19 protein-coding genes and 2 tRNA genes are annotated in these 24,621 nt (G+C 38.3%); 14 read left to right on the top strand and 7 right to left on the bottom strand.

The genetic code is table 11. The features are described 5' to 3' along the window. The first annotated feature begins 137 nt into the window (after positions 1 to 137). From AA650_RS22645 to AA650_RS22625, 5 genes are all read left to right on the top strand, one after another. Positions 138 to 974 (top strand): alpha/beta fold hydrolase, encoded by an 837-nt coding sequence (locus AA650_RS22645; RefSeq protein ID WP_053540758.1) that lies wholly within the window; start codon positions 138 to 140, stop codon positions 972 to 974. A gap of 116 nt (positions 975 to 1,090) precedes the next feature. Further along, positions 1,091 to 2,797: a serine/threonine-protein kinase gene (locus AA650_RS22640; protein ID WP_053540757.1), complete on the top strand. Its 1,707-nt coding sequence runs from the start codon at positions 1,091 to 1,093 to the stop codon at positions 2,795 to 2,797. A 687-nt stretch (positions 2,798 to 3,484) separates the two neighbouring features. Continuing rightward, positions 3,485 to 4,723: a tryptophan synthase subunit beta gene (gene trpB / locus AA650_RS22635; protein ID WP_053541383.1), complete on the top strand. Its 1,239-nt coding sequence runs from the start codon at positions 3,485 to 3,487 to the stop codon at positions 4,721 to 4,723. A gap of 552 nt (positions 4,724 to 5,275) precedes the next feature. Next, positions 5,276 to 5,827 (top strand): CAP domain-containing protein, encoded by a 552-nt coding sequence (locus tag AA650_RS22630; protein WP_027403230.1) that lies wholly within the window; start codon positions 5,276 to 5,278, stop codon positions 5,825 to 5,827. Between the two features lie 91 nt (positions 5,828 to 5,918). Next, positions 5,919 to 6,548 carry a ribonuclease D gene (locus AA650_RS22625; protein WP_053540756.1) on the top strand — a complete coding sequence of 210 codons (630 nt, stop codon included), beginning with the start codon at positions 5,919 to 5,921 and terminating at the stop codon, positions 6,546 to 6,548. A gap of 759 nt (positions 6,549 to 7,307) precedes the next feature. Here AA650_RS22625 and AA650_RS22620 read toward each other — a convergent pair. Next, positions 7,308 to 7,391: transfer RNA gene (locus AA650_RS22620), tRNA-Leu, on the bottom strand. A 284-nt stretch (positions 7,392 to 7,675) separates the two neighbouring features. On the opposite strand from AA650_RS22620, the gene murA reads away from it, so the two are divergent. Continuing rightward, a complete protein-coding gene (gene murA, locus AA650_RS22615) occupies positions 7,676 to 9,055 on the top strand; it encodes a UDP-N-acetylglucosamine 1-carboxyvinyltransferase (protein WP_081424310.1) in 1,380 nt (459 codons plus the stop codon). A 127-nt stretch (positions 9,056 to 9,182) separates the two neighbouring features. Further along, positions 9,183 to 10,277: a Gfo/Idh/MocA family protein gene (locus AA650_RS22610; RefSeq protein WP_053540754.1), complete on the top strand. Its 1,095-nt coding sequence runs from the start codon at positions 9,183 to 9,185 to the stop codon at positions 10,275 to 10,277. A gap of 14 nt (positions 10,278 to 10,291) precedes the next feature. On the opposite strand, the gene AA650_RS28360 is transcribed toward AA650_RS22610, so the two are convergent. Next, a complete protein-coding gene (locus tag AA650_RS28360; RefSeq protein WP_190384633.1) occupies positions 10,292 to 10,438 on the bottom strand; it encodes a hypothetical protein in 147 nt (48 codons plus the stop codon). Then, a complete protein-coding gene (locus tag AA650_RS22605) occupies positions 10,426 to 11,745 on the bottom strand; it encodes an AAA family ATPase (RefSeq protein WP_053540753.1) in 1,320 nt (439 codons plus the stop codon). Before AA650_RS22605 ends, AA650_RS28360 begins: the two co-directional genes overlap by 13 nt. Before the next feature lie 124 nt (positions 11,746 to 11,869). Here AA650_RS22605 and AA650_RS22600 point away from each other — a divergent pair, with 124 nt between their 5' ends. After that, positions 11,870 to 12,625 (top strand): Uma2 family endonuclease, encoded by a 756-nt coding sequence (locus tag AA650_RS22600; protein WP_053540752.1) that lies wholly within the window; start codon positions 11,870 to 11,872, stop codon positions 12,623 to 12,625. Here the strand turns inward: AA650_RS22600 and AA650_RS22595 are convergent, their stop codons facing one another. Then, a complete protein-coding gene (locus AA650_RS22595; RefSeq protein WP_039205221.1) occupies positions 12,626 to 13,396 on the bottom strand; it encodes a nucleoside phosphorylase in 771 nt (256 codons plus the stop codon). 748 nt (positions 13,397 to 14,144) lie between these two features. After that, positions 14,145 to 15,677 carry a YifB family Mg chelatase-like AAA ATPase gene (locus AA650_RS22590; protein ID WP_053540751.1) on the bottom strand — a complete coding sequence of 511 codons (1,533 nt, stop codon included), beginning with the start codon at positions 15,675 to 15,677 and terminating at the stop codon, positions 14,145 to 14,147. A 120-nt stretch (positions 15,678 to 15,797) separates the two neighbouring features. Between AA650_RS22590 and AA650_RS22585 the strand changes: the two genes are divergently transcribed. Continuing rightward, a complete protein-coding gene (locus AA650_RS22585) occupies positions 15,798 to 16,403 on the top strand; it encodes a Uma2 family endonuclease (RefSeq protein ID WP_053540750.1) in 606 nt (201 codons plus the stop codon). Positions 16,404 to 16,443: 40 nt separating this feature from the next. Continuing rightward, entirely contained in the window at positions 16,444 to 17,007 is a 564-nt protein-coding gene (locus AA650_RS22580; RefSeq protein WP_053540749.1) for a Uma2 family endonuclease, read from the top strand. Positions 17,008 to 17,071: 64 nt separating this feature from the next. On the opposite strand, the gene AA650_RS22575 is transcribed toward AA650_RS22580, so the two are convergent. After that, positions 17,072 to 17,941, bottom strand: coding sequence for a transposase (locus AA650_RS22575; RefSeq protein WP_053540748.1), 870 nt, complete (start codon positions 17,939 to 17,941; stop codon positions 17,072 to 17,074). A 96-nt stretch (positions 17,942 to 18,037) separates the two neighbouring features. Here AA650_RS22575 and AA650_RS22570 point away from each other — a divergent pair, with 96 nt between their 5' ends. Together AA650_RS22570 and AA650_RS22565 are read left to right on the top strand one after the other, a co-directional pair. Further along, positions 18,038 to 18,388, top strand: a complete 351-nt coding sequence (locus AA650_RS22570; protein WP_053540747.1) for a histidine triad nucleotide-binding protein — start codon at positions 18,038 to 18,040, stop codon at positions 18,386 to 18,388. Positions 18,389 to 18,767: 379 nt separating this feature from the next. Next, a complete protein-coding gene (locus AA650_RS22565; RefSeq protein ID WP_053540746.1) occupies positions 18,768 to 19,898 on the top strand; it encodes an aldo/keto reductase in 1,131 nt (376 codons plus the stop codon). A gap of 92 nt (positions 19,899 to 19,990) precedes the next feature. Here AA650_RS22565 and AA650_RS22560 read toward each other — a convergent pair whose 3' ends face one another. Further along, the gene (locus AA650_RS22560) at positions 19,991 to 21,877 is read right to left on the bottom strand and encodes a cation:proton antiporter (RefSeq protein WP_053540745.1); all 1,887 of its coding nucleotides are present in this window, start codon (positions 21,875 to 21,877) and stop codon (positions 19,991 to 19,993) included. Between the two features lie 473 nt (positions 21,878 to 22,350). On the opposite strand from AA650_RS22560, the gene AA650_RS22550 reads away from it, so the two are divergent. Both AA650_RS22550 and AA650_RS22545 read left to right on the top strand, forming a co-directional pair. Beyond that, positions 22,351 to 22,423 (top strand) — tRNA-Glu (locus tag AA650_RS22550). Positions 22,424 to 22,932: 509 nt separating this feature from the next. Continuing rightward, the gene (locus AA650_RS22545) at positions 22,933 to 24,606 is read left to right on the top strand and encodes an ABC1 kinase family protein (protein WP_053540743.1); all 1,674 of its coding nucleotides are present in this window, start codon (positions 22,933 to 22,935) and stop codon (positions 24,604 to 24,606) included. Positions 24,607 to 24,621: the final 15 nt, after the last annotated feature.

Here is a 24,621-nt window from a genome sequence, read left to right as displayed (position 1 = left end):
TTCTTGATTTTGACATTTATTAGTTCCATTAATTCGTGCTAATCAGTACAATCATCAAAATTAAAAATTAATCCCAAAAAAGTTATTTTTCTGGTAAAATTCCCTCTTCCCCTGTCCTGGAAAAGATTGACAAAATCATGCCTGTACGTCAAACTCTATCAACACCTGATATTCAACTTTCTTATTTAGAATGGAGTCAAGGTCAAGAACCATTACTGTTATTACATGGTATGGCTGATCATGCCTTGGTTTGGTCTAGTTTGGGAGATTATTTAGCAGCAAATTACCATATAGTTGCGCCAGATATGCGTGGTCATGGTGAGAGTAGTAAGCCAGAACAAGATTATAGCTTTGCCAGTGCGATCGCTGATTTGGAAGCATTAATGGACAAACTAGGATGGTCTGCGGCTCATATCGTCAGCCACTCCTGGACAGGGAAATTAGCCGCTATTTGGGCTAGAGAGAACCCAACCAGATTAAAAAGTATCACCTTAGTAGATCCCATTTTTATCTGGAAAATGCCCAGTTTCCTAAAAATCACATTTCCTCTCTTGTATCGTGTTTTACCCTTTCTGAAAAGCATGGGACCCTTTGCCAGTTACGACGAAGCTGAACAAAAAATTAAACAACTCAGTCAATATCAAAATTGGAGTTCTTTGCAACAGCAAGTTTTTCAAGCCGCAATTGAACAAAAACCCAACGGGACTTGGGGTAGCAAATTTACCATAGCCGCCCGTGACGGGATTTTTGACGCAGTTATGGAAGTACCAGGTTTTATTCACCCAATTGACACACCTGCCCTCTTTATACAACCAGAAAAAGGTGTAAACCGCCAAAATTGGCAAATTCAACCCTACAAAACCAACCTCAAGAACTTAAGTTTGTGTCAAGTTCCCGGAAATCATTGGCCATTTCTAAGCAACCCCACAGAATTTAATCAAACAGTTGCCACTTTTTTAGCATCACAAACATGAGATAATTTCAAATTAGTAATTGGTAATTGGTAATTGGTAGAAAGCAAAATTAAAGATACATATTTACCTCTTACCCCTATTCCCTATTCCCTATTCCCTATTCCCTGTTCCCTATTATGAGCCTTTGCATTAATCCAGTTTGTTCTCAACCTAATCATCCAGATAATGACGAAAACCGTTTTTGTCAAAGTTGTGGTTCTCAATTGGAATTGATAGGACGTTATCGAGTATTACGTTTATTGAGTGATAAAACTGGATTTGGCAAAATTTACGAAGCCTATCAACAAGACACCCCAAAAATCCTCAAAGTCCTCAAAGAAGAATTAACAAATGATAGTAAAGCCTTAGCACTATTTCAACAAGAAGCCAACGTTTTACAACAACTGAATCATCCTGGTATTCCGCAAACAGAAGGTTATTTTCCCTATCAAACCAGAAATAATCTCATCTTGCATTGTATGGTGATGGAAAAAATTGAAGGACCAAATTTAGAACAATGGTTAAAACAACAACAAAACCGTCCCATTTCTGAAGCCCAAGCCATAGTCTGGTTAAAACAACTATTAGAAATATTAGATTTAGTTCATAACCAACAATACCTACATAGAGATATTAAACCATCAAATATCATGATTCGTCCAGATGGACAATTAGTATTAATTGACTTTGGTACAGCCAGAGAAATTACCAGAACCTATTTAGCCAATGGTGGGGGAATGACAGCAATTTCATCATCAGGTTATAGTCCCCCAGAACAAATGCAAGGACAAGCCATACCTTCATCAGATTTCTTTGCTTTAGGACGGACATTTGTATTTTTATTAACGGGATTTCCCCCCGAACAATTGTATGATCCTCATTTAGATATTTTACAATGGCGACATCATGCCAATCATATTTCTCCATTATTATTAGATTTCATTGATTGGTTAATGTCAATGGCAGTCAATCAACGTCCTAGCAATGCTGAAGAAATTTCTAGAAGATTAGCAGAAATTGAAGATAACCTCACAAGAAATACCTCCGCAACCGTGAATATTGGCGGGTTAGGAAAAACAGAAATAATTAATAACCCAACTACCAATAATACCGTTATTACCCCGCAAAAACAACCTGAAAAATTACCATTATTATCCTGGTTTGCAGCTTTAATAGTTTCTTTATTACTACTTTGGTGGGTATCATTAGCATTTAGAAATACCAAATTTGCGGCTTTACCTCCTGACTATGGACAAGCACCAGTTAAACAAGGCAAAGTTGATTATTTTCCCTATGAAGAAGGAAAAGATAGTCAAGGGAGAGTTGCCGAATTTAATATTGCGGTTTTATCAGTGGAATATAAATGGCAATTAGGCAGTACATATCAAATTAAATATAATGATCAAACTATTACCCTTGATTCCTTAAAATCTAATTTAGAACAAGAAGGAATTCAGAAAATCATGGAAAATCCCAGCGAGATTATTTCCGTAGGAACAGCTTCTTGCGAAGGTGATATTACCGCCGAACAAAGTCGCGCCTTAGAACGTTCTAAACAAATCCAATTATTAGGAAAAAAGATATTTAGTAGTACATCCAGTGTTAAAGGTTATCGCTTATTAAATCTGGGACAATTTCAGAGAAAAGATTGTCAAGTAAGCCTTGATTCAACAGCTTATCAACGTAGTATTATTATCATTGGTGTCAAAAAACAAGCTGAAGAGGTAATATTAGATGAAGCATTAAGAGATAGATTAGAGAAAAAGCCTTTTGCTGATTTTAAATTAGAGGATTATTCTCTCGGTTCAATAGATAAATTTAAAACAGTACCTAGTAATTTATAGTAATTATCTATTGCTCACGAGGGAATAAGATAAAATTCTCTTATTTAACTCTTATTTAAATAGAGAACTCTCTGGTTCCCATGCTCCGCGTGGGAATACAGTTAAGAGGCTCTGCCTCAATTATAAGGGACTTCCAAATAAAAAAATACTCAACCACCTAACGCAAAAATCTCTCAAACCCTTATTCCTCTGTGTCCTCTGCGCCTCTGTGGTTCGTTAATCAGGATAATTTATTTCTTGGAAGTCCCTAACTGGAGGTAGAACCTCTAAAATGGCATTCCCAGTCAGAGACTGGGAACGAGGGAATAAGATAAAATTCCCTTATTTAACTCTTATTTAAATAGAGAACTCTCTAGTTCCCATGCTCCGCGTGGGAATACAGTTAAGAGGCTCTGCCTCAATTATAAGGGACTTCCAAATAAAAAAATACTCAACCACCTAACGCAAAAATCTCTCAAACCCTTATTCCTCTGTGTCCTCTGCGCCTCTGTGGTTCGTTAATCAGGATAATTTATTTCTTGGAAGTCCCTAACTGGAGGTAGAACCTCTAAAATGGCATTCCCAGTCAGAGACTGGGAACGAGAAACGAGAATTGTGGAGATTGGGAAGGGGGGACTAGCTAGAAGCCCTGACTACAATATTGTTCTAGAATTACAATTAACTTTGTTCTCTTATTTTACCCAATCCGTGACTACTACTCCTCTCTCTCCTCATTTCTCACAAACGGCTTCAGTACCTGATACTCTAGGACGTTTTGGCAGCTTTGGTGGTAAGTATGTTCCTGAAACTTTGATGCCGGCGTTGGCTGAATTAGAAGCAGCATATCAGAAGTATCGCCATGAATCGGCTTTTCAAGCTGAATTACAAGGTTTATTGAAAGATTATGTCGGACGGGCTACTCCTTTGTACTTTGCTGAAAGGCTGACTGCTAATTATGCTCGTCCTGATGGTACAGGGGCGCAAATCTACTTGAAGCGGGAAGATTTGAACCATACTGGCGCACATAAGATTAATAATGCTCTCGGTCAGGTATTATTAGCCAAGCGTATGGGTAAACGGCGGATTATTGCGGAAACTGGTGCAGGACAACATGGTGTAGCAACGGCGACTGTTTGCGCTCGGTTTGGTTTGGAATGTATTATTTACATGGGTGTTCACGACATGGAACGCCAATCTTTAAATGTGTTCAGAATGCGGCTGATGGGGGCGGAAGTTCGTCCGGTGTCTGCGGGGACGGGAACTCTCAAAGATGCCACTTCTGAAGCCATCCGGGACTGGGTAACGAATGTGGAAACGACCCATTACATCCTGGGTTCTGTGGCTGGTCCCCATCCTTACCCGATGATGGTTCGGGATTTTCATGCGGTGATTGGTGAGGAAACTCGCGCTCAAGCGATGGAAAAATGGGGTGGGTTGCCTGATATTCTGGTGGCTTGTGTGGGTGGTGGTTCTAATGCTATGGGACTATTTCACGAGTTTGTGAAAGAATCGTCTGTGCGGTTAATTGGGGTGGAGGCTGCTGGTGAGGGTGTGGATACTGGCAAACACGCAGCTACTCTGACAAAGGGACAGGTTGGTGTGTTACATGGTTCGATGAGTTATCTTTTGCAGGATGATGATGGACAGGTGATTGAACCCCATTCTATTAGTGCTGGGTTGGATTATCCTGGCGTTGGTCCTGAACACAGTTATATGAAGGATATTGGCAGGGCTGAATATTACAGTGTAACGGATGCTGAGGCTTTGGAAGCGTTCCAACGGTTGTCGAAGTTGGAGGGTATTATACCAGCTTTGGAAACTTCTCATGCGATCGCTTACCTGGAAACTCTCTGTCCTCAACTTGCTGGTAGTCCTAATCTCATTATCAACTGTTCTGGGCGCGGCGATAAGGATGTGCAAACGGCGGCTAAGTTCTTAATTCACTAATTATACCCAACACGGCTTAATTATTTGATTCACAAGGTAGGGGTTTAGCAGCCTGCCTGGGAATAAATTCCCAGTCTGATAGCAAAAGTCATCTGAAGATGACTAAATAATCCAGAAATTTTTGAGTAAACTTTAGTTTACTTTCGCTATTAGCCCGGAAATTTACTTCTGGGCGGGTGTGGAAGCCAAACAAATAAGGTATCTGTAGCTTAAGTTGACACCATTAAGCTCTTGCTTTACCCCTACTGCTATTCCTTCTTTTATCTCCTGACTCCTGCTACAAGTTTTTGTCAAAAATAATTGATTAATAAAAATAGTATCTATGACATCTATCATTGGATACTATTTATTACTAATGATTTTGATTAATAATGTAGTGTAAATAACATCTATTAGTTTTATAGTCATGAGTGAGATATGACTGCTTTGAATTGTGAAAATTTGATGATTCTTTAGTTTATATTCGGCAAATAGTATCCTGGTAAGTATTCTGATAATCAGAAGATAGGGTATATATCCAGTAAATCCATACATTACTTAGCTTAAAAATCTATGTTACGACAAACTGCTTTTGGCATCGCTTTAAGTACGCTTGTCATCGCTAGTGGCTATATGACTGCTGCGAATCCAGATAATAGTTCTGCTAAACAACCTGGCCGATATCAGCCTTCATCACTGGTGACAAGTCAAGCCAAAATATCTAATCTTGGGTTTGAAACTACTAATTTAGAGAAATCGGTTTTTACTCAAATTAATCAATATCGGGCAAAACGCGGGCTAAAACAACTAAATTTAAGCGAAAAAATCAGTCAGCAAGCCAGGATTCACAGTCAAAATATGGCGACGGGTGAAGTTCCTTTTAGCCATCAAGGATTTGAACAGCGGGTGATGGCGATTCCTCTTAAATACACTAGTGCGGCAGAAAATGTGGCTTATAATACTGGATATAGCAATCCTGCCAATGAGGCGGTTTCTGGTTGGTTAAAAAGTCCCGGTCATCTGAAGAATCTTCAGGGTAAATATAATTTAACTGGGGTTGGCGTGGCTACTAATCAGAAGGGGGAAGTGTATTTAACGCAAATATTTTTGAATGCTAATAAGTAGGGGTTGCTGATGGGGTAGGAGTCAGGGGGAAGAAAGAAATTTTGGGTCATGTTGTCTGGCAAAATAAAGATAATTTATATTTGATAAGTTCATGACATTACAAGATTTTCAGGTTAGCGATCGCGACTTAAATGATGAAATTCTGGCTGAGTATTTAAGATCTCCGGCGATCGCTGTTGATACGGAAACGATGGGACTTTTACCTGGGCGCGATCGCTTATGTCTAGTTCAACTCTGCAACCCGGAAGGACAAGTCACAGCCATTCGGATCTCTAGAGGACAAACGGTAGCACCAAATTTGAAAGTTTTAATGGAAGCAACTGATATTGTCAAGGTTTTCCACTTTGCCAGATTTGATGTTGCTACTTTACGGCAGAATTTAGATATTATTGTACAGCCCATTTTTTGTACTAAAATTGCTAGTAAGTTAGCTAGAACTTATACAAATCGTCATGGTTTAAAAGATGTGGTTTTAGAGTTGGAAAAAGTGGAATTAGACAAAAGTTCCCAATGTTCTGATTGGGGTAATGCTAGTAATTTATCTGATGCACAATTAAGTTATGCGGCTAATGATGTCCGTTATTTGTTAAGTGTACGAGAAAAGCTTACAACTATGTTAGAACGGGAAGAACGTTCGCAAGTTGCCCAAGAATGTTTTCAAGTTTTACCCACAATAGTTACTTTAGATTTATTACAATTCAAGGATTTATTTGAACATTGATAAGTAGGTTGGCGTTGAAAATTGTCGTTATAGCAAGGCAAGAGGCAAGAGGCAAGAGGCAAGAGGCAAGAGGCAAGAGTAAAGAAGTTTTCAGCGATTTTACGTTTCTTTACACAGTTTGGTTTTAGGGACTTCCAAATAAAAAAATACTCAACCACCTAACGCAAAAATCTCTCAAACCCTTATTCCTCTGTGTCCTCTGCGCCTCTGTGGTTCGTTAATCAGGATAATTTATTTCTTGGAAGTCCCTTATTGTGTTCACCTACTTACAGCAGGAGTCACCATTATTCCTCAAATTACCCCACCCTAACCCTCCCCGATGCTTTGGGGAGGGGACTGATTTTTCCGGTTTCCCCCAAAGCATCGGGGGATTAAGGGGGGTAATTTAACTTGTGTGTACACGATAGCCTTTATAAGATAAGGGGTAGAACATTTGATACAGCAATTATGACTTTTCAAACACCCTCTTAGAGTTATCCAATTTAAAAAGTATCCCAAATTTTCTTGTGGTGCGGGCATCTTGCCCGCTAACTATACAAGAACGTTTTAGAGAACTCGACAAAAAGAAATGCCCAATGTCACTCTGTTCGCGCAGCGTGCCAGAGGCATTACGAAACGAAGTGTAGTGAAGAATCTCTTGAGATGTTTCGTTTCGCTATGGCTAACGCCACGCTCCGCGAACGCTACATTCAGCATGACAAAACAGGATCATTTATTTTGTGGCTTACTCTTAGTAAAAAGCTACATCCAAAATTGATATGCGGAACCCGGGACTTGAACCCGGAAGCCCGTGAAGGCACTAGAACCTGAATCTAGCGCGTCTGCCAATTCCGCCAGTTCCGCAGGGATTGAATCTTATTAACAGTTTATCATTATTGCCTAATTTTTTTGATTTGTCAAGAAAAGATTTGCCAGAATAGAGACAGAAAAATTTTAAAATTTTGTTCACATCTAGCCAATCCCCATTTTTCCAATCAAGCTGGCATACTGCATGATAGAATCTAACGACATTTATGGCATTTGACAACTTAGAGAAGACTCTTCTTTGCTTTTAGCCAGAAGATAATCGACTTAGAATAAAAAGCAACGTCAAACCTTTATAATTACGTACTTTTGGAGGTAGGCTTATTAATTCTTCTAGCAGCTTACCAGATGCCAAGTCTTCACTGGCAACAGACTCCTCAGTCTTGCAAATCAGTGGAGGGCATCCTTTGGGGGGTCATGTAAAAATTAGCGGAGCTAAGAATTCCGCCCTGGTAATCATGGCTGGAACATTCCTCTGTTCCGGTGATTGTCGCATTCGCAACGTTCCCTTATTAGCGGACGTAGAACGGATGGGACAAGTTTTATCAGCTTTAGGATTACGTTTAAATAGAGAAGGGGACATTTTAGATGTTGATGCGCGAGAAATTACCACATCTAAAGCCCCTTATGAACTAGTTACCCAACTGCGAGCCAGTTTCTTTGCCATTGGTCCAATTTTAGCTCGACTAGGAGTAGCACAAATGCCCTTACCAGGGGGTTGTGCCATTGGTGCTAGACCGGTAGATTTGCACGTCAGAGGACTGCAAGCAATGGGCGCAGAAGTGTTAATTGAACACGGTATTTGCAATGCTCATGTTCCTGGGAATAATGGCAGATTAACAGGAGCAAAAATCTATTTAGATACTCCCAGTGTTGGTGCGACAGAAACCTTGATGATGGCTGCTACCCTAGCAGATGGAGAAACCATCATTGACAACGCTGCCAGAGAGCCAGAAGTAGTTGATTTAGCTAACTTCTGTAACTCAATGGGAGCAAAAATTCAAGGTGCAGGAACAAGTACAATTACGATAGTCGGTGTACCTAAATTACACTCTACTGATTATACTATTATTCCTGACCGCATTGAAGCAGGAACATTATTAATTGCTGGTGCAATTACCCGTTCTGAACTACTTCTATCTCCTGTTGTACCAGATCATTTAATCCCCGTTATTGCCAAGTTGCAGGAGATTGGTGTATCTATTATTGAGGAAGGGAAAGATTGCTTACGGATTTTGCCAGCGAAAACTCTCAAAGCTATAAATATTGATACCTTGCCCCATCCTGGTTTTCCTACGGATATGCAAGCACCTTTCATGGCTTTACTAACTGTAGCTGAAGGTGACAGTATCATTAACGAATCAGTCTTTGAAAATCGCTTGCGTCATGCTTCTGAGTTAAATCGTCTGGGCGCAGATATCCGTGTTAAAGGTAATACTGCTTTTGTTCGGGGAGTGCCAGTGTTATCGGGCGCACCAGTCATAGGCACGGATTTAAGAGCTTCCGCAGCTTTAGTCATAGCCGGATTAGCAGCGACGGGAACAACCATTGTTCAAGGATTACACCACTTAGATCGAGGCTATAATCGTCTGGATCTAAAGTTGCAGCAGTTAGGAGCGAAAATTCTGCGCGTAAATGAAGCATCGAAAGATGTAGATTTACTTGCTAATAACACTATTACCCCACCCTCAGTTTCTATCTAAGGTTTGAGTATTTTGTCTCTGTGAATTTAATGGCGATTATTTTTAATTATTAATAATTTTCGCCATTAACTTTCTGAAAATCCAATTAATCTGTACAATTATTAAGTAAATTTTATAAAAACTAAACATGATTGGGGTAGCAGTTGTTGGTACGGGATTTGGTCAAAAAGTTCATATTCCTACATTTCAAGCACATCATAATACTAAAACCGTCGCTGTTTATCATCGAGATATTAATAAAGCAAAAACTATTGCTGCCAGTCATAATATCCCCTATGCAAGCGATAATTTAGCAGAAATTCTAGCTTTACCCACAGTTGAAGCTGTCAGCATTTCCACACCGCCATTTTTGCATTATGAAATGGCTAAACAGGTTTTGCAAGCTGGTAAACATCTCTTGTTAGAAAAACCTCTAACTTTAAATGTCACCGAAGCTAAAGAATTGTATCAGTTAGCAAAGAGTCAAGGTGTAATTGCAACTGTAGATTTTGAATTTCGGTTTGTCCCAGAATGGCAATTTTTCGCTCAACTTCTGGCTGCAAATTATGTGGGGAACATCCGATTAATTAAAATTGATTGGTTGGGTTCTTCTCGCGCTGATACTTCTCGTCCTTGGAATTGGTATTCTAGTAAAGAAAAAGGTGGAGGTGCTTTAGGTTCTTTAGGTTCTCATGCTTTCGATTATATTAATTGGTTATTCGGTTCAGTTGGTAAATTAAATGCTCATTTAATTACTGCTATTTCTGAAAGAGTGAACCCTGCAAATGGGGAATTACAAGCAGTTGATACTGATGATACTTGTTTATTATCTTTGGAATTAGTAAATGGTACACCTTGTCAAGTTTCTATTAGTGCAGTTGTTCATGCAGAAAGAACTCATTGGATAGAAGTATATGGGGATAAGGGAACATTAGTTTTAGGTAGTAAAAATCAAAAAGACTATATTCATGGTTTTCAAATTTGGGGTTCTCAACCGGGTGAATCCTTAAAAGAAATAGCAGTTCCGCAACAATTTCTCTTTCCTCAACATTATCATGATGGGCGAATTTGTGCTTTTCTTCGGGTTGTTGATGAATGGGTAAAAGGAATTACTAATCATCAACAAACTACACCTTCTCTAAAAGAAGGGGTTTATTCGCAATTGTTAATGGATTTATCCCATGAATCTCATGAAAGAGGAAGTTGGGTAAATGTACCAAGTTTGGGAGAGTTTTTAGATTAGGTGAATGATGATGACTAATAATTACTACAGAAATCATGTAGATAATTATAAAGTTCTCGAAATAAAGGACATCTTTTTTGTAAATTTTCTGGGACTATTTTTAGTAATAGCAAAGGTGTATGTAACCATTCACCTGCAAATACCCAAACTACCACGGACATCCTCCCACAGTAGGATCTCCTACACGATATAAATCACCTAATTGCCATCCTTCTTCTAGTTTTTGATCTAAAATTTCATGAGAGAGTGTTTTCATGGAAAAATGCGTTTTATCTTGAGAATAAAAACAATAAACATTTTCTAAGCAATCTGTAAAATGATCTAAAAGATCAGGACTATGAGTAGTGATAATAATTTGAGTTTTTCTAGCAGCTTGTTTAATCCATTCTGCTAAAATTGGCATCCAAGATACGTGCAAACCTAATTCTGGTTCATCAATAACTAATAAGGAAGGTAAAATAGGAGAATATAATATAGTCGCCCAGCATAACATTCTTACCGTTCCATCTGACATTTCTGTGAGATAAAATGGTTCTTTAATATCTTCAAAATGCCATTCTAGTGTTAATGATAAGCGCCCAGAACGAATAGAACGTAGCCGACGAGTTTTAGGCAAAATAGACTTCATAGCATTATTAATACTGTCTTCAAAGTCAATATTTTCCTGGGTTAAATTCTCAAATACTAAAGGTAAATTATTTCCTGATGTAGATAAATAAATATCATTTCCTCCTATTTTTGGTTCTGAATTTCTAATTTGATGCAAATCCATGTTATTCGCATTATAAAATTGCCATTGAGAAATAAATGCAATTAACTCTCTTCTAACTTTATAAGCAGGCGTGGTTAGTGTAGTTATCAGTTTATTTTGACTATTTTCCAATAATTCTGAAAGTGCATTTAAACCTAAAATATTTGCAGGAATATTATCTAATACTTCAAAATGTGTTCCTACTTTCTGTTCAGATTGGTTATAGACTGATATAACACCTTTACCTATATTTTGCAGTTTTGGATCATGAAATTTATAATAATAAAAAGGTGATGACTCTGGATTGGGTAAATCATCTCCACTATATAAAGATTCTTGATGAATAGTTAATTTCTGTTTTTTTCTATCTACAAATAAATCAATATCCAGAATTGGACTTTTAATTCGACTACTATATTGTAATATTTCCGAAAACCCATATTGTAATTTAATTACAGCAGGACTATCAACACTATTATCTAAAATCCTATCATTACCAAACCTACTAATTGCTTCTTCAAAACTAGTAATACCACGACTTTCATCAGGAACATTAGTTAAACAATCCTTTAAAAATTTTAGTGTGCTGATAAAATTACTTTTCCCAGAACCATTTGATCCTATAAAAATATTGAGATTTTTTAACTCTACAGATTGAGATGACGAGAGATTTTTATAATTTTGGGTAAAAATAAATTTAAGAATTGGTTGATCCATATTTTTTAATTTAAACTATATAAAAATGTTTTTTGGCCGAGAAAATTATACAATATATTTTCTGAGATTTACAATAAAAATATATTAGGATACAATAAAAATAAATCAACTAAAGGTGGCGTTTATGGCAACCCTACTCAGTGAAACCAAATCACAGACTGGACTGGTCATCTCTTGGGAAGCCTTACCCGATGATTTTCAGTTAGAGGATGAACCAGTGGAAAATACAGGACAGCCACTTTTAGCGGGGGCTTTGCGGGAAAGTTTAGAAATCAGTGGATTTATTCAACCACAAATGTTAATCGCTGCCAATTTCGGGCTGTGTGCCACATTAAATGAGCAATTTGTGGCTAAAGCACCTGATTGGGTATATGTGCCTTCTGTTAAAGAGATATTAGCAGAACGGAAAAGCTATACACCCAATTTGGAAGGGGATATACCTGCTGTAGTGATGGAGTTTTTATCAGATAAAGACGGTGGAGAATATTCAGTTAAGCGTACCTATCCGCCGGGAAAATGGTTTTTTTACGAACAAATTTTACAAGTTGCCATTTACATTATTTTTGAGCCAAATGGGGGATTATTAGAATATTATCAACTGGAAAATGGACGTTATGAATTAAAACAACCAGATGAGAATGGTCGTCATTGGATTGATGGAATGGGACTGTTTTTAGGAACTTGGCGAGGGGAAAAGGAAGGTCGTTCTGGGTATTGGTTAAGATGGTGGGATCAAACAGGTAACTTATTACCTTGGGCTGTGGAAAAAATTGAACAGGAACGCCAACGGGCGGAACAGGAACGGGAGGAAAAAGAACGGCTAATAGCTTATTTGCGATCGCAGGGAATTGACCCCAATAATTTGCCCAAAGATGCTTAACTAGATATTTGCAGCCGCACGGATAGCAGTTAAAATGGCATTGTTGATAGCTAAATCCTTTTTTGATAAAATAACATCTTCTGACATGGTACGTTGAGCAACGACAGCACAAACAGCCGCAGCAGCGAAGTTATAAACACCTGCCATTTTGAATAACATTCCTGCTTCCATTTCGTAATTCAAAATATTTAAGCGGCGATATTCTTCGGTAATTCCATTAAGAGATCGGATTAAATAAGGATTAGCTGAATCAGTCCGTTCTTGTCCTTCATAAAAGGTATCAACTGATGCTGTAATTCCTAAATAATGCTCAATTTTTAATTCTTGTGCTGCTTTGACTAAAGCCACTGTGAGAAAAGGATCTGCTGTGGCTGGATACTCTACAGGTGCAATATCATTAGCTGCACCTTGACGACACAAAGCCGCGTTACTAATAACAATACTCCCAACGGATATATGAGGTTGAATTGAGCCACAAGTACCAATGCGAATAATTTTTTGAATACCTACTTGTACTAACTCATTAACCACAATACTCAAAGAAGGCGCACCCATACCACTAGTAGCAGATAAAATCTTTTTTCCATTGGGTAAATCGCCTAAATAGCTATGCAGTCCCCGATTTTCTGATAGTAACTGCACATTTTGTAAATGAGTTTGGGCGATAAAATTAGCCCGCTGGGGATCACCTGATAATAAAGCAATTTCGGGAGGAAATTCACCTAAATCTGCTTTGCTAAAACCAATATGATATAGCATTTTATTATTCATATTTTTCTAGTTGATTAAGTAGTGAGACAGAATTAATTACACAATGTCATTGCGTAAGCGTTGCGTGGCGTTAGCCATATGGAACGAAGTGAAATGAAGCAATTCCAAGGGTTGTGATTGCTTCCCTTCGCTCGCAATGACTGTAAATATTTTTGTCCAATTACTTAGAGAACTCCACAAAAAAATGATCCAATTTTGTGGGATGGGCATACTTCGACAAGCTCAGCACAAGTCCTGCCCGTCCTTGATGATTAGCGGGCAATTCGTCCCGCACCACAAGAAATTTTGGGATATTTTTTTGATTGGAAGTCTCTAATAAACCTGTGCTGCATGAGTTGTCATTGCGAGTGAAAGGAAGCAATCTCTTGACAACCGATAAACCACCTAACGCAAAAATCTCTCAAACCCTTATTCCTCTGTGTCCTCTGCGCCTCCGTGGTTCGTTAATCAGGATAATTTATTTCTTGGAAGTCCCTCACTAAATTATTGGGTCTGACGCACCCTACAAGAGATAAAATCCACATTACATATTGAGTAGGGTGTGGTTCGGCAAGTGTTACAGTGAGCAGTTCGACAAGCTCACTGTAACACCTGTCGAACTGCTCACCAACCACGTCAGATAGAGGAAATCTGTTTTTTACCAAATTATTGGGTCTGACGCACCCTACAAGAGATAAAATCTACATTACATATTTAGAAAACTTTGTCAATGCGTAAGCACTAGGATCATCTTTTTTGTGGATTTCTCTTACTGCATTCTATCAATTGTCCGATATTGAATTGCTTCGGCTACGTGCTGGGGTTTGAGGTTTTCATCTCCTGCTAAATCTGCTATAGTTCGGGATACTTTAAGAATGCGATCGCTCGCTCTTGCAGATAAGCCTAATTTTCTAATTGCTGCTTCTAATAAACTCCGACTAGCATCATCTAATTGACACCATTTTTGTAAATGACGACTTTGCATTTGGGCATTACATTGTAAATTTTCTTCTTTTTGAAACCGAATTACAGCTTTTTCTCTAGCTTTTTCTACTCGTTCGGCTACAGATTTCGATGCTTCTCCTGTTGGTTGTTGGGTAATTTCCTCTGGTTTCAAACGATTTACTGCTACTTGTAAATCAATTCTATCCATTAATGGTCCTGACAATTTTGCCCAATATTGTTCCCGTTGTCGAGGTGAACAAGTACAGCCTTGAATTGTATCACCATAATAACCACAAGGACAGGGATTTGTACTGGCTACTAATGTAAATTGTGCCGGAAAAGTGACAGATTGTTTAGTTCGAGAAATTGTCACAAAACCATCTTCCAAAGGTTGACGTAAAAACTCCAAAACATCCCTTTTAAATTCCGTTAATTCGTCGAGAAAAAGTACACCTCTGTGAGATAATGAAATTTCACCAGGACGGGGAAAAGTGCCACCACCAACCAAAGATGGACCAGATGCGGAATGGTGGGGACTGCGAAAAGGTCTTTCTCTAACTAAAGAACCCCGATTTTTCAACAATCCAGCCACAGAATGAATGCGTGTTACTTCCAAAGATTCAGGAAAACTTAAAGGTGGTAAAATTCCCGATAATCGCCGTGCTAACATCGTTTTTCCGCTTCCTGGTGGTCCAACGAAAATCAAATTGTGTCCTCCCGCAGCCGCAATTTCTAAAGCCCTGCGGGCGTGCGCTTGTCCTTTGACATCTTGCAAATCTGCTAAGTTTAAAGATGTTTCTTGGGTAGTTTCTACTGCTTTATTTAACTGGACAGGTTGATATTTTTTAGGATTATTTAATAAGTCCACCACATCAGCAACATCTTTGCAACCATAAACCGTTAAACCTTCAACAACAGCGGCTTCTTGGGCATTATCAACAGGAACAACTAAACCTGTAATTCCCATCTTTTTTGCAGTTGCAGCAATAGGTAAAACACCAGCAACCGGACGCAAACTACCATCTAAAGAAACTTCCCCCAAAAATAAAAAATCTCCCAACAAATCGGCATTAACTTGTTCAGAAGCTGCTAAAATACCCACACTAATTGGTAAATCAAAAGCAGGTCCTTCCTTTCTTAAATCTGCGGGAGTTAGGTTAATGACAATCTTCCGTATAGGAAAGGCAAAACCCGCATTTTTCAAAGTGGCTTTTACCCGTTCTTTAGATTCTTGAATAGCCGAATCTGGTAAACCTAAAATCACAATTCCCGGTAAACCACCAGAAACATCAACTTCCACACCCACTTTTACAGCGTCAATCCCGATGATAGATGCACTCCAAACTCTAGCCAGCATTTTTTATATATCAATAAACCTTGATCATATCAAAGCAGATTTTTGGGTGCATTAACAATGAGTGAAATCACCCAAGAGGATTGTTAATATAATAATAGCAGCTAAAGATGCAGGTGACTTATGGTTCAAGCATTAACAAAATTATTAACCTTTGCACAATTCATCCTTGAATACGGTAACAACCCCCGCTATGAACTTGCAGACGCAGAATTGATTGATATGGAACCAACTGGACCCCATGCAGCCGTGGGTGGTAAACTGGCAACCAAACTGGGTATTGCGATTACTCATGCTGAACTTCCCTGGTTTATTCCTCGCACCTGTCTAATCCGTCCTTTTGCAGAAACAGCCACAGCCCGACGACCTGATATTGTAGTATTAGATGAAACTGTACTTGACGATGAACCTTTTTGGGAACACGAACCAGTGATTGCGTTAGGAAAATCAATTAAGTTAGTTGTGGAAGTTGTTAGTACCAATTGGGAAACTGATTATGCGCGTAAAGTTGAAGAATACGCTTTATTAGGAATTCCTGAATATTGGATTGTTGATTATCGGGGATTGGGTGGCGTTGTTTTTATTGGTAAACCAAAACAACCGACATTTACAGTTTGTCAACTAATTGGTGAAGATTATAGTCAGCAAAAATATCGGTTAGGAGAATTTATTAAATCTCCTCTTTTACCCTCGCTGCAACTGCGGTTAGATGATGTGATGCCACGATAATTGATTTAGAATAATTACAATTCACTTAACTCAAACGATAATGGTTCAAACTCCCACTAAACTCTTAACCTTAGATGAATTTCTCAAACAGCCAGAAACCAAACCAGCCAGCGAATTTATAGACGGTAAAATTATCCAAAAACCTATGCCTCAAGGAAAACACAGCACGGTGCAACTTGATCTCGGTGCTGATATCAATATAGCTCTCAAACCCCAGCATATCGCTCGTGCTTATTCGGAACTGCGCTGTACCTTTGGGAGTAAATCTATTGTTCCTGATATCGCAGTTTTTACTTGGGAACGTATTCCCCGTGACGAAAATGGTAAAGTATCTAATACCTTTGCACTCGCACCAGACTGGACAATTGAAATTCTTTCTCCTGATCAAAGTCAAACTAAAGTTGTTCGCAATATCCTTCATTGTCTCACTCATGGGACTCAAATGGGGTGGTTGATTGACCCAGAAGAAGAATTAGTATTTGTTTATTTTAGCAATCGTACCATTGAAGTTTTTGAAGTTGCAAGCGATCGCCTACCTGTTCCCCATTTTGCAGAGTCCTTTAAGCTAACAATTGGTCAACTTTTTAGTTGGTTAAGCGAATAGCAAAACATGACAAATTATCTCCATTTTTACCTTTTATACTCGTGATAGTTGAGATTTGAACTTGTTATGACAAATTTTGGAGTATGTGTTTTAGTTCCTCTAAACTTTCAACGGTGAGAATCGAGCGTTGAATTGTTTTTAGTGTCTCAAGATCAGATATTTCTGATATTTTCGGCATGAATTTTAATCCTTCATTACCAAATTTTACTTCTAAACATAACTCAATGCTTGAGAGTCTATCTTTCTTTTCTCCTTTTTGTTCTCCTTGCTGTTCTCCTTGTTGCAATATTTCCTGATACCAAGGTGATTCGCGTAAAACTGTCATATCCCACCTCATAATTTCTTGAACTAAGGAACTATCTAATACAAACGTAGCAAAAAAAGCAAGAACCGTTTCTAATTGATTTAATTGTTCATCAGCTTGCAATAAACGCAATGCTTCCCGAATTATAGATTCATCTTCACCACCTTTGAGAATCGGCACAAAAGGCAGTAGAGACGGTAAAGGTTGTTCTAAGGCAATTTTAACATCTACTTCCCACAGGTTAATTACACGGTAATCTTGACGAACTTGTAAGCCAGCAAGATTAGATTCAAATCGCGTGGGGATTTCAGCATCACCTGTTTTGAGAATGTTAATTAGTACGGGATATGTGGGTAATTTATATTTTTCCTCAGCTAATCCTGCATAAGCTCGCATTCTTCGTGGCAGTTCTGACTTATACCGCAATTGCAATTCATTGAGAACCATAAATTCCCCATATTCTTTACTTTCAGCACGGATAAGTACATCACTTTCCCTACTAATCCATTGAAATTCAGAATTGAGAATTTCCCCAGCAACCACATCCGGGATTTGCGTTACCCATTTTACCCAATTATTGGGTGCAAGACTAATTAAGCGTTTGGTACTAACATCCGCAGGTTTGGCCATAAAACTATAAATGCACTGACTACACAATAGCTTAACTTTTTATCGCCTGTTCCAGCGATCGCTTAAAATCTTTAACAGATGAGTAAATAAAACTGCATGAGTCCGAACACAGAAACCATTTTCAGTAAAATCATTCGTAAAGAAATTCCCGCGAATATTGTTTATGAAGACGATTTAGCCCTAGCCTTTACAGATGTTAACCCTCAAGCACCAGTTCATATTCTCGTTATTCCCAAAAAACCCATAGTTAACCTAGCTACTGCTGAACCTGAAGACGCAGCACTTCTAGGACACCTGTTATTAACAGTCCAGAAAGTTGCAGCAGCAGCGGGACTAGAAAACGGTTATCGAGTAGTTATGAATACTGGTGCTGATGGTGGTCAAACAGTCCATCATCTACATATACACATCCTTGGTCGTCGTCCTATGTCCTGGCCTCCAGGTTAATTATAGCGTTTCCCAGGTATGCACAGAAATCAGCTTTCTGTGCTATTTTTACGGAGTAAATAGACAAATAATTGTTGCTTTGTTACCTACTAACTCAAGTTGCTATCTGAAAACGGTTCATAGTTTAACCAAATATGAAACCCCTCTCCAAACCTCTCCCCGCAACGGGGAGAGGCTTTGAACTTGTTATAAAAAAGTTTGTATGATAAAAAAGTCCAGCTTCTAGCCGTTTTGAGTATAGTTATCTAGTTGAGGCTGGTAATAGGTGATAAAATTCCAGTTCTCATCCTGTACATCCTTAAATCCTGGACATCCTGATAGCGAAGCGTGGCGTTAGCCATTTCTGACAATTTCTCTAACTAGCAACTTACGTTACTATATGCAATATCGTCGGTTTGGTAAAACTAATTTATATCTTTCTGTTTTTTCTTTGGGAACAATGCGCTGTTTAATTGATAGCGAAAATGTCCAACAACTTCTGGAAAAAGCTTTATCTTTAGGAATTAATCATTTAGAAACTGCTAGAGGTTACGGTGACAGTGAAGCATATTTAGGTAACGCTATAAAAGCTGGTTTATCAGTACCTCGCAGTCAAATTCACATTACTACCAAAATTCCCCCAACACCTGATGCTGATTCTATGCGTTGGTATATTGATGAATCTTTAAATCGCTTGAATTTAGATTATCTGGATTGTTTAGGAATTCATGGATTAAATACTTGGCAGCATTTAGAATGGGTACAAGCTAAAAATGGCTGTATGCAAGCAGTAGAGGAGGCTGTAAATGATGGGAGAGTGAGACATATTGGGTTTTCTACTCACGGTTCATTAGATATAATTTTAGCAGCAATAAATACAAATCTTTTTAAATTTGTTAATCTCCATTATTACTATTTTTTTCAACATAATGCCCCCGCAATTCAGTTAGCGAAAGAGAAAGATATGGGCGTTTTTATTATTTCTCCTGCTGATAAGGGCGGAAAATTATATACTCCATCCCAAACTTTAAAGGAACTCTGTCACCCATTGACACCATTAGATTTAAATTATCGGTTTTTGCTGAGTGATAACCGCATTCATACTTTGAGTATAGGACCAGCAAAACCAGAAGAGTTAGTAATATCTCCAGAACTTTTTGATCATCAAAATGAATTAACAAAAGCCGAAATTGCCATTTTTGAAAAATTAGAAAATCAGCAAAATAATGTTTTATTAACCGATAAATGTAGTCAATGTTATGCCTGTTTACCTTGCCCGGAAAATATTCATATTCCCGAAGTTTTAAGATTACGAAATTTAGCCGTAGCTTATGATATGACAGATTATGGTAAATATCGTTATGGAATGTTTGAAAATGCCGGTCATTGGTTTCCCGGAATGAAAGCCAACCGTTGTACAGAATGTGGTGATTGTTTGCCCAAATGTCCAGAAAATTTAGATATTCCTACTTTGCTAAAAGATACCCATGAAAGATTGCAGGGAAAAGCAGGAAGAAGATTATGGGGGTAAATTGAAAATTTAACCTTGATTCTTTGCGCCTTTGCGCCTTTGCGTGTTAGCGAAGCGGGGCGAAGCCTGACATATTCATATTTGCCAAAAATCTAAGCTTCTTTAACTCTTACTTCCTCAACTTCTGCCAATGTTTCCATAGTTAGGGGTGTAGATTGACTAGCACCGGAGAGAAGTTTTAACAAATTAGGACGGGAATCATATAATAGATAGATAATGCGATCGCCTATTTCCCACTGTTGGCTTGCAGACATCACCTGTAACCGTTCTTCTCGTTCTAACAATAGTGGTACTAAAATCCCCTCTCGAATTTTTTCTTGGATATGTTCATGTTGAGAGTCAAATTCCGCCGCATTTAGTGTAGTTGTTCCTAATTTCACCTGTCCATTTATCAAATATTCATTCCAAGTTTTTACCGGGAAATCAGAGACAAAGGCTTGATCAACCTTACTATTCACCAAGGGAGAACCTTGGGGATGATGGGGAAATATAGCTAAAACCCGGGGAGGATTAAATTCCTCAGCAGCCCGTTGAGCTAAGACAAAATTCACCTCACCATTACTTGTAATAGCTAAAAAAGTCCCCATCGAACCAATACCAGCTTCTTCCAGTATTTCCCCATCTAAAGCACTACTAGCAATCACCCGCAGATTTTGGGCTTCAGCTTGGGCTAAACGTTCCGGGTCAGTATCAATCATCACCACACTTTCTCCCCGTTCTTGAAAAAAGCGGGCAATTAATAAACCCAGGGGATTACAGCCGACAATTACCGCCCCAGTTGCATCTTTAGAGGTAATTCGTAACCATTTAACCAACCAGCCAGCGGTTAAACCTTGACAAAAAACCGTCATGATAATTGTCAAAAAGACTAAGGCTTTAATCGAATCACCACCATTAATGCCCCTCTGTGTCAGTAAAATCGCAAATAAAGACGCTACAGAGGCGGAAACTATGCCTCTGGGTGCAACCCAACTTAAAAATAGTTTCTGTCGCCAATTTAGATCACTATTCCAAGTACACAAAATAATGTTAATGGGGCGAACAACAAACATTAACACCAAAACGGTGAATAAACTCCCCCAACCTAAAGCCAAGACACTGGCAATGGATAAATCAGCCGCTAGCAGGATGAATAATACAGAAACGCTGAGAATTGTCAGTTGATTTTTAAAGCTTCGCAATAACCGCTCTTCGGGAACTGAAGAGTTAGCAAACACCGCACCTGCTACTACTGTGGTCATAATTCCCGATTCAGAGCGAATCATTTGCGCTAGGGCAAACAACACCCATAAAACTGCCAGTACAACCAGATTTTTCAGTTCAAAAGAGATGAAATTGGCGCGTTTAAACATCCAACTCATTAAATATCCACCAACGCCACCAATGCCCGCACCCACAGCGAAACGTAAAATTAGACCAATAATGGCATTAATCGGGTCTGTATCACCGTTTAAAATTGTATCCAAGACAACGTAAGCCAGGATAGCTCCCACAGGATCTATTAAAATTCCTTCGCCTTCTAATAGCGTTGCGACTTGTCTATCTACGTTTATTTGTTGAATTAATGGACCAATTACGGTTGGTCCGGTGACAACAACAATGGACGCATAAAGCACTGCTATATTCCAGGGAAACTCCCCTAGCCAGTGCGCCGCAAGACTTCCCCCTAGTAGGGTGATCAGAGTTCCCAAGGTGACGAGTAACTGGAGACTGAGGGAAACTTTGCCCAACTCCTGTCGATCTAATTTGAGTCCTCCTTCAAACAAAATGATTGCTGTTGCTAGGGAAACAATCACTTCTAATCCTGTTCCTAGTAAATGGGGTTGTAATATTCCCAGCCCGTCTTTACCTAACAGGATGCCTAATAAGAGTAGTAACACGATGCTAGGTAATTTGAAATATGCAGCCATTACCTGGGCGCTAATGCCTGCAAAAACAGTGATCACCATCTGGAGGGTGATTTCAAAAGGTGCTTCCATGTTGTAGATTTTGAGCCATTGATTTCAAAATCCTCTCTAAAGAATCATAAACATTAAGTTTACAAAAATTGTAGTCTGATTATTTTTTTTGGCAAAAGGCAAGAGGTGAAGGCAAGTAGGGGGGGTAGGGGGGTAGGGGGGTGGAGGGGGTAGGGGAGGTAGGGGGGTAGGGGGGTAGGGGGTGGAGGGGGTAGGGGAGGTAGGGGGGTAGGGGGGTAGGGGAGGTAGGGGGGTAGGGGAGGTAGGGGGGGTAGGGGGTTAGGGAGGTAGGGGAGGTAGGGGGGGGTAGGGGGGTAGGGGAGGGAAGAACAGAAGTTTTTTCCGATCATTACCCGTCAAAATAAATTTGACGAACTACTAGATATTCGTCCTACCTGTTTGTACCCCTTGATCCTACAGCTAAAAAAATCTTTCCAAAACCTCTTGACATTCTCAAAAAAACCCGCTATATTGTTAAAAGTGAAGAGAAACAAGCCCCCATCGTCTAGAGGCCTAGGACACCTCCCTTTCACGGAGGTAACAGGGATTCGAATTCCCTTGGGGGTACTATCAAAGGGATAGAGAAAGAGTAAAAGTCTTTTTCTATCCCTTTTAACATTTCTGTAGTTTTTGTATAGTGATACAAATGCAGGAATAAATATTTTCAATCTTAATGAATTTATCCTCACGCAAAGGCGCAAAGGCGCAAAGGTAAGAGGTTTAAAAATTAAAGTAAGAAAATTTTATACTGAATATAGCTTTGCCACGCAGGCTGTCTGTGAAAATTAAGGATTATATTCAAATTCACTTTGCGATCGCTACTAATGTCACAATTCAATAACTATAGTTAAACTATAGGGCTTACACATTGACCAAGTTTACCAAATATGTAATGTGGATTTTATCTCTTGTAGGGTGCGTCAGACCCGATAATTTGACAAAAAACAAATTTCCTCTATCTGACGCACCCTACTTGTATAAGAATAAATTAAGTGATATGGAATAGAAGTCCGTACGGTTTAAAAAAAGTTATTATAAAAAATCAATCATGCAGACATCAATTTTCGTTTATATTTATGATGGCAAAGTCTAAAAAGTTTCGTTGGCAAAAAACTAAATATTCTACCTTAGCCCGAAAAATAGACATTTTCAGGGCTGCGGCTAAATTTATGTCATTTCTGTGGTGGGATAGCATTTTTCCTCAAGATTCTTTAGAACATAAGAAAACCCGCGCTACTTGGCTGGTGAATACTTTAATTGATTTAGGTCCTACTTTTATTAAAATTGGTCAAACTTTGTCTACTCGTGCCGATTTATTGCCCTTAGAATATATAGAAGCTTTGGGAACTTTACAGGATCAGGTTCCGGCTTTTAGTAGTCAAGAAGCAATTAAGATGATTGAATTAGAATTAGGTAAACCTGTCCAATTTATCTATAAAGAATTTGATTTTAATCCTTTGGCTGCTGCTAGTTTAGGTCAAGTTCATAAGGCGATATTATACTCTAATGAAGAGGTGGTTGTTAAAGTCCAACGTCCGGGTTTAGATGCTTTATTTAATTTAGATTTTAAAATCTTATTACAGTTAATTAAATTTTGTAATAAATATTTTGCTGGATTAAGAAAGTATAATTTACAATCAATTTATAATGAGTTTTTTGATTTGTTGTTTCAAGAAATTGATTATATTCAAGAGGGTAAAAATTCTGATAAATTTAGAGAAAATTTTCGTGGATATCCGCGAATTATTGTCCCTAAAGTCTATTGGCAATATACGACAACGAAGATATTAACTTTAGAATATAAACCAGGAATTAAAATCAATGATAAGGCGGCTTTGGAAGCTTGCGGAATCAATATTCATAAAGTAAATGAAACGGGGATTTGTTGTTATTTAAAGCAACTATTACAAGATGGGTTTTTTCAAGTTGATCCCCATCCAGGGAATATGGCAGTCAATTCAGATGGTAGTATTATCTTCTATGATTTTGGCATGATGGCAGAAGTCCGAACTTTGGACAAAGAGCAGATGATTAAAACTTTTTTTGCTATTTTAAAAAAGGATAGTAATGAGGTAGTAAATACTTTAATGAATATGGGATTACTTGAACCTATCCCAGACATGACTCCAGTAAAAAGATTAGTCACATTTTTATTAGATAAATTCACCGATAAACCTTTAGATATTAAAGCATTGAGTGAGGTAAAAATTGAACTTTATGAAATGTTTGAACAGCAACCATTTCGCTTACCTGCTCAAATGACATTTATTTTAAAATCCATAACCACATTAGATGGGATTGCCAGAACTTTAGAGCCTCAATATAATCCTACAGTATTATCCCAATCATTTATCAAAAGTCTAGCAGTCACAAAAAGTAAAGGAAATACTATCGCTCAATTAAGCCATCAAGCTAGGGATTTTATTCAATATCAATTGACAAAACCGAATAAAACTGAAGTTTTAGTGAAAAAATTAGCAGAAAGAGTTGAAAGGGGAGAGTTACAATTAAGGGTTAAAAATGTTGAAAGCGATCGCATCTTAGGACAAATTTATCTAGCCATCAAAACCTTAATTTATGCTTGTTTAACAGGATTTAGTCTATTGACGGGGTTAATCTTAATCATCTCTAAGTATCATAATTGGGCGATCGCCATTTTTTGTATATGTGCTTTCTGTCTATATTTATTAGTTAAATCCCTCATAAAATTAGCAATTATCGAAAAAATAGAAAAACTGGGCAAAAAGTGACTGAGGGGCGCAGGC

Source organism: Anabaena sp. WA102 (assembly GCF_001277295.1).
GTDB classification, from domain to species: domain Bacteria; phylum Cyanobacteriota; class Cyanobacteriia; order Cyanobacteriales; family Nostocaceae; genus Dolichospermum; species Dolichospermum heterosporum.
Note: the sequence above shows the minus strand (reverse complement) of the source record. Positions and strands in the feature narration are given on the sequence as shown.

What these genes read in the sequence shown, in the direction of transcription:
- AA650_RS22580 (WP_053540749.1), top strand. Translation starts at nt 16,444, where the DNA reads ATGGTTCAAACTCCCACTAAACTCTTAACCTTAGATGAATTTCTCAAA.
- AA650_RS22585 (WP_053540750.1), top strand. Translation starts at nt 15,798, where the DNA reads ATGGTTCAAGCATTAACAAAATTATTAACCTTTGCACAATTCATCCTT.
- AA650_RS22560 (WP_053540745.1), bottom strand. Translation starts at nt 21,877, where the DNA reads ATGGAAGCACCTTTTGAAATCACCCTCCAGATGGTGATCACTGTTTTT.
- AA650_RS22640 (WP_053540757.1), top strand. Translation starts at nt 1,091, where the DNA reads ATGAGCCTTTGCATTAATCCAGTTTGTTCTCAACCTAATCATCCAGAT.
- AA650_RS22605 (WP_053540753.1), bottom strand. Translation starts at nt 11,745, where the DNA reads ATGGATCAACCAATTCTTAAATTTATTTTTACCCAAAATTATAAAAAT.
- AA650_RS22545 (WP_053540743.1), top strand. Translation starts at nt 22,933, where the DNA reads ATGATGGCAAAGTCTAAAAAGTTTCGTTGGCAAAAAACTAAATATTCT.
- AA650_RS22630 (WP_027403230.1), top strand. Translation starts at nt 5,276, where the DNA reads ATGTTACGACAAACTGCTTTTGGCATCGCTTTAAGTACGCTTGTCATC.
- AA650_RS22625 (WP_053540756.1), top strand. Translation starts at nt 5,919, where the DNA reads ATGACATTACAAGATTTTCAGGTTAGCGATCGCGACTTAAATGATGAA.
- AA650_RS22610 (WP_053540754.1), top strand. Translation starts at nt 9,183, where the DNA reads ATGATTGGGGTAGCAGTTGTTGGTACGGGATTTGGTCAAAAAGTTCAT.
- AA650_RS28360 (WP_190384633.1), bottom strand. Translation starts at nt 10,438, where the DNA reads ATGTCCGTGGTAGTTTGGGTATTTGCAGGTGAATGGTTACATACACCT.
- AA650_RS22565 (WP_053540746.1), top strand. Translation starts at nt 18,768, where the DNA reads ATGCAATATCGTCGGTTTGGTAAAACTAATTTATATCTTTCTGTTTTT.
- AA650_RS22595 (WP_039205221.1), bottom strand. Translation starts at nt 13,396, where the DNA reads ATGAATAATAAAATGCTATATCATATTGGTTTTAGCAAAGCAGATTTA.
- AA650_RS22645 (WP_053540758.1), top strand. Translation starts at nt 138, where the DNA reads ATGCCTGTACGTCAAACTCTATCAACACCTGATATTCAACTTTCTTAT.
- AA650_RS22570 (WP_053540747.1), top strand. Translation starts at nt 18,038, where the DNA reads ATGAGTCCGAACACAGAAACCATTTTCAGTAAAATCATTCGTAAAGAA.
- AA650_RS22575 (WP_053540748.1), bottom strand. Translation starts at nt 17,941, where the DNA reads ATGGCCAAACCTGCGGATGTTAGTACCAAACGCTTAATTAGTCTTGCA.
- AA650_RS22590 (WP_053540751.1), bottom strand. Translation starts at nt 15,677, where the DNA reads ATGCTGGCTAGAGTTTGGAGTGCATCTATCATCGGGATTGACGCTGTA.
- AA650_RS22600 (WP_053540752.1), top strand. Translation starts at nt 11,870, where the DNA reads ATGGCAACCCTACTCAGTGAAACCAAATCACAGACTGGACTGGTCATC.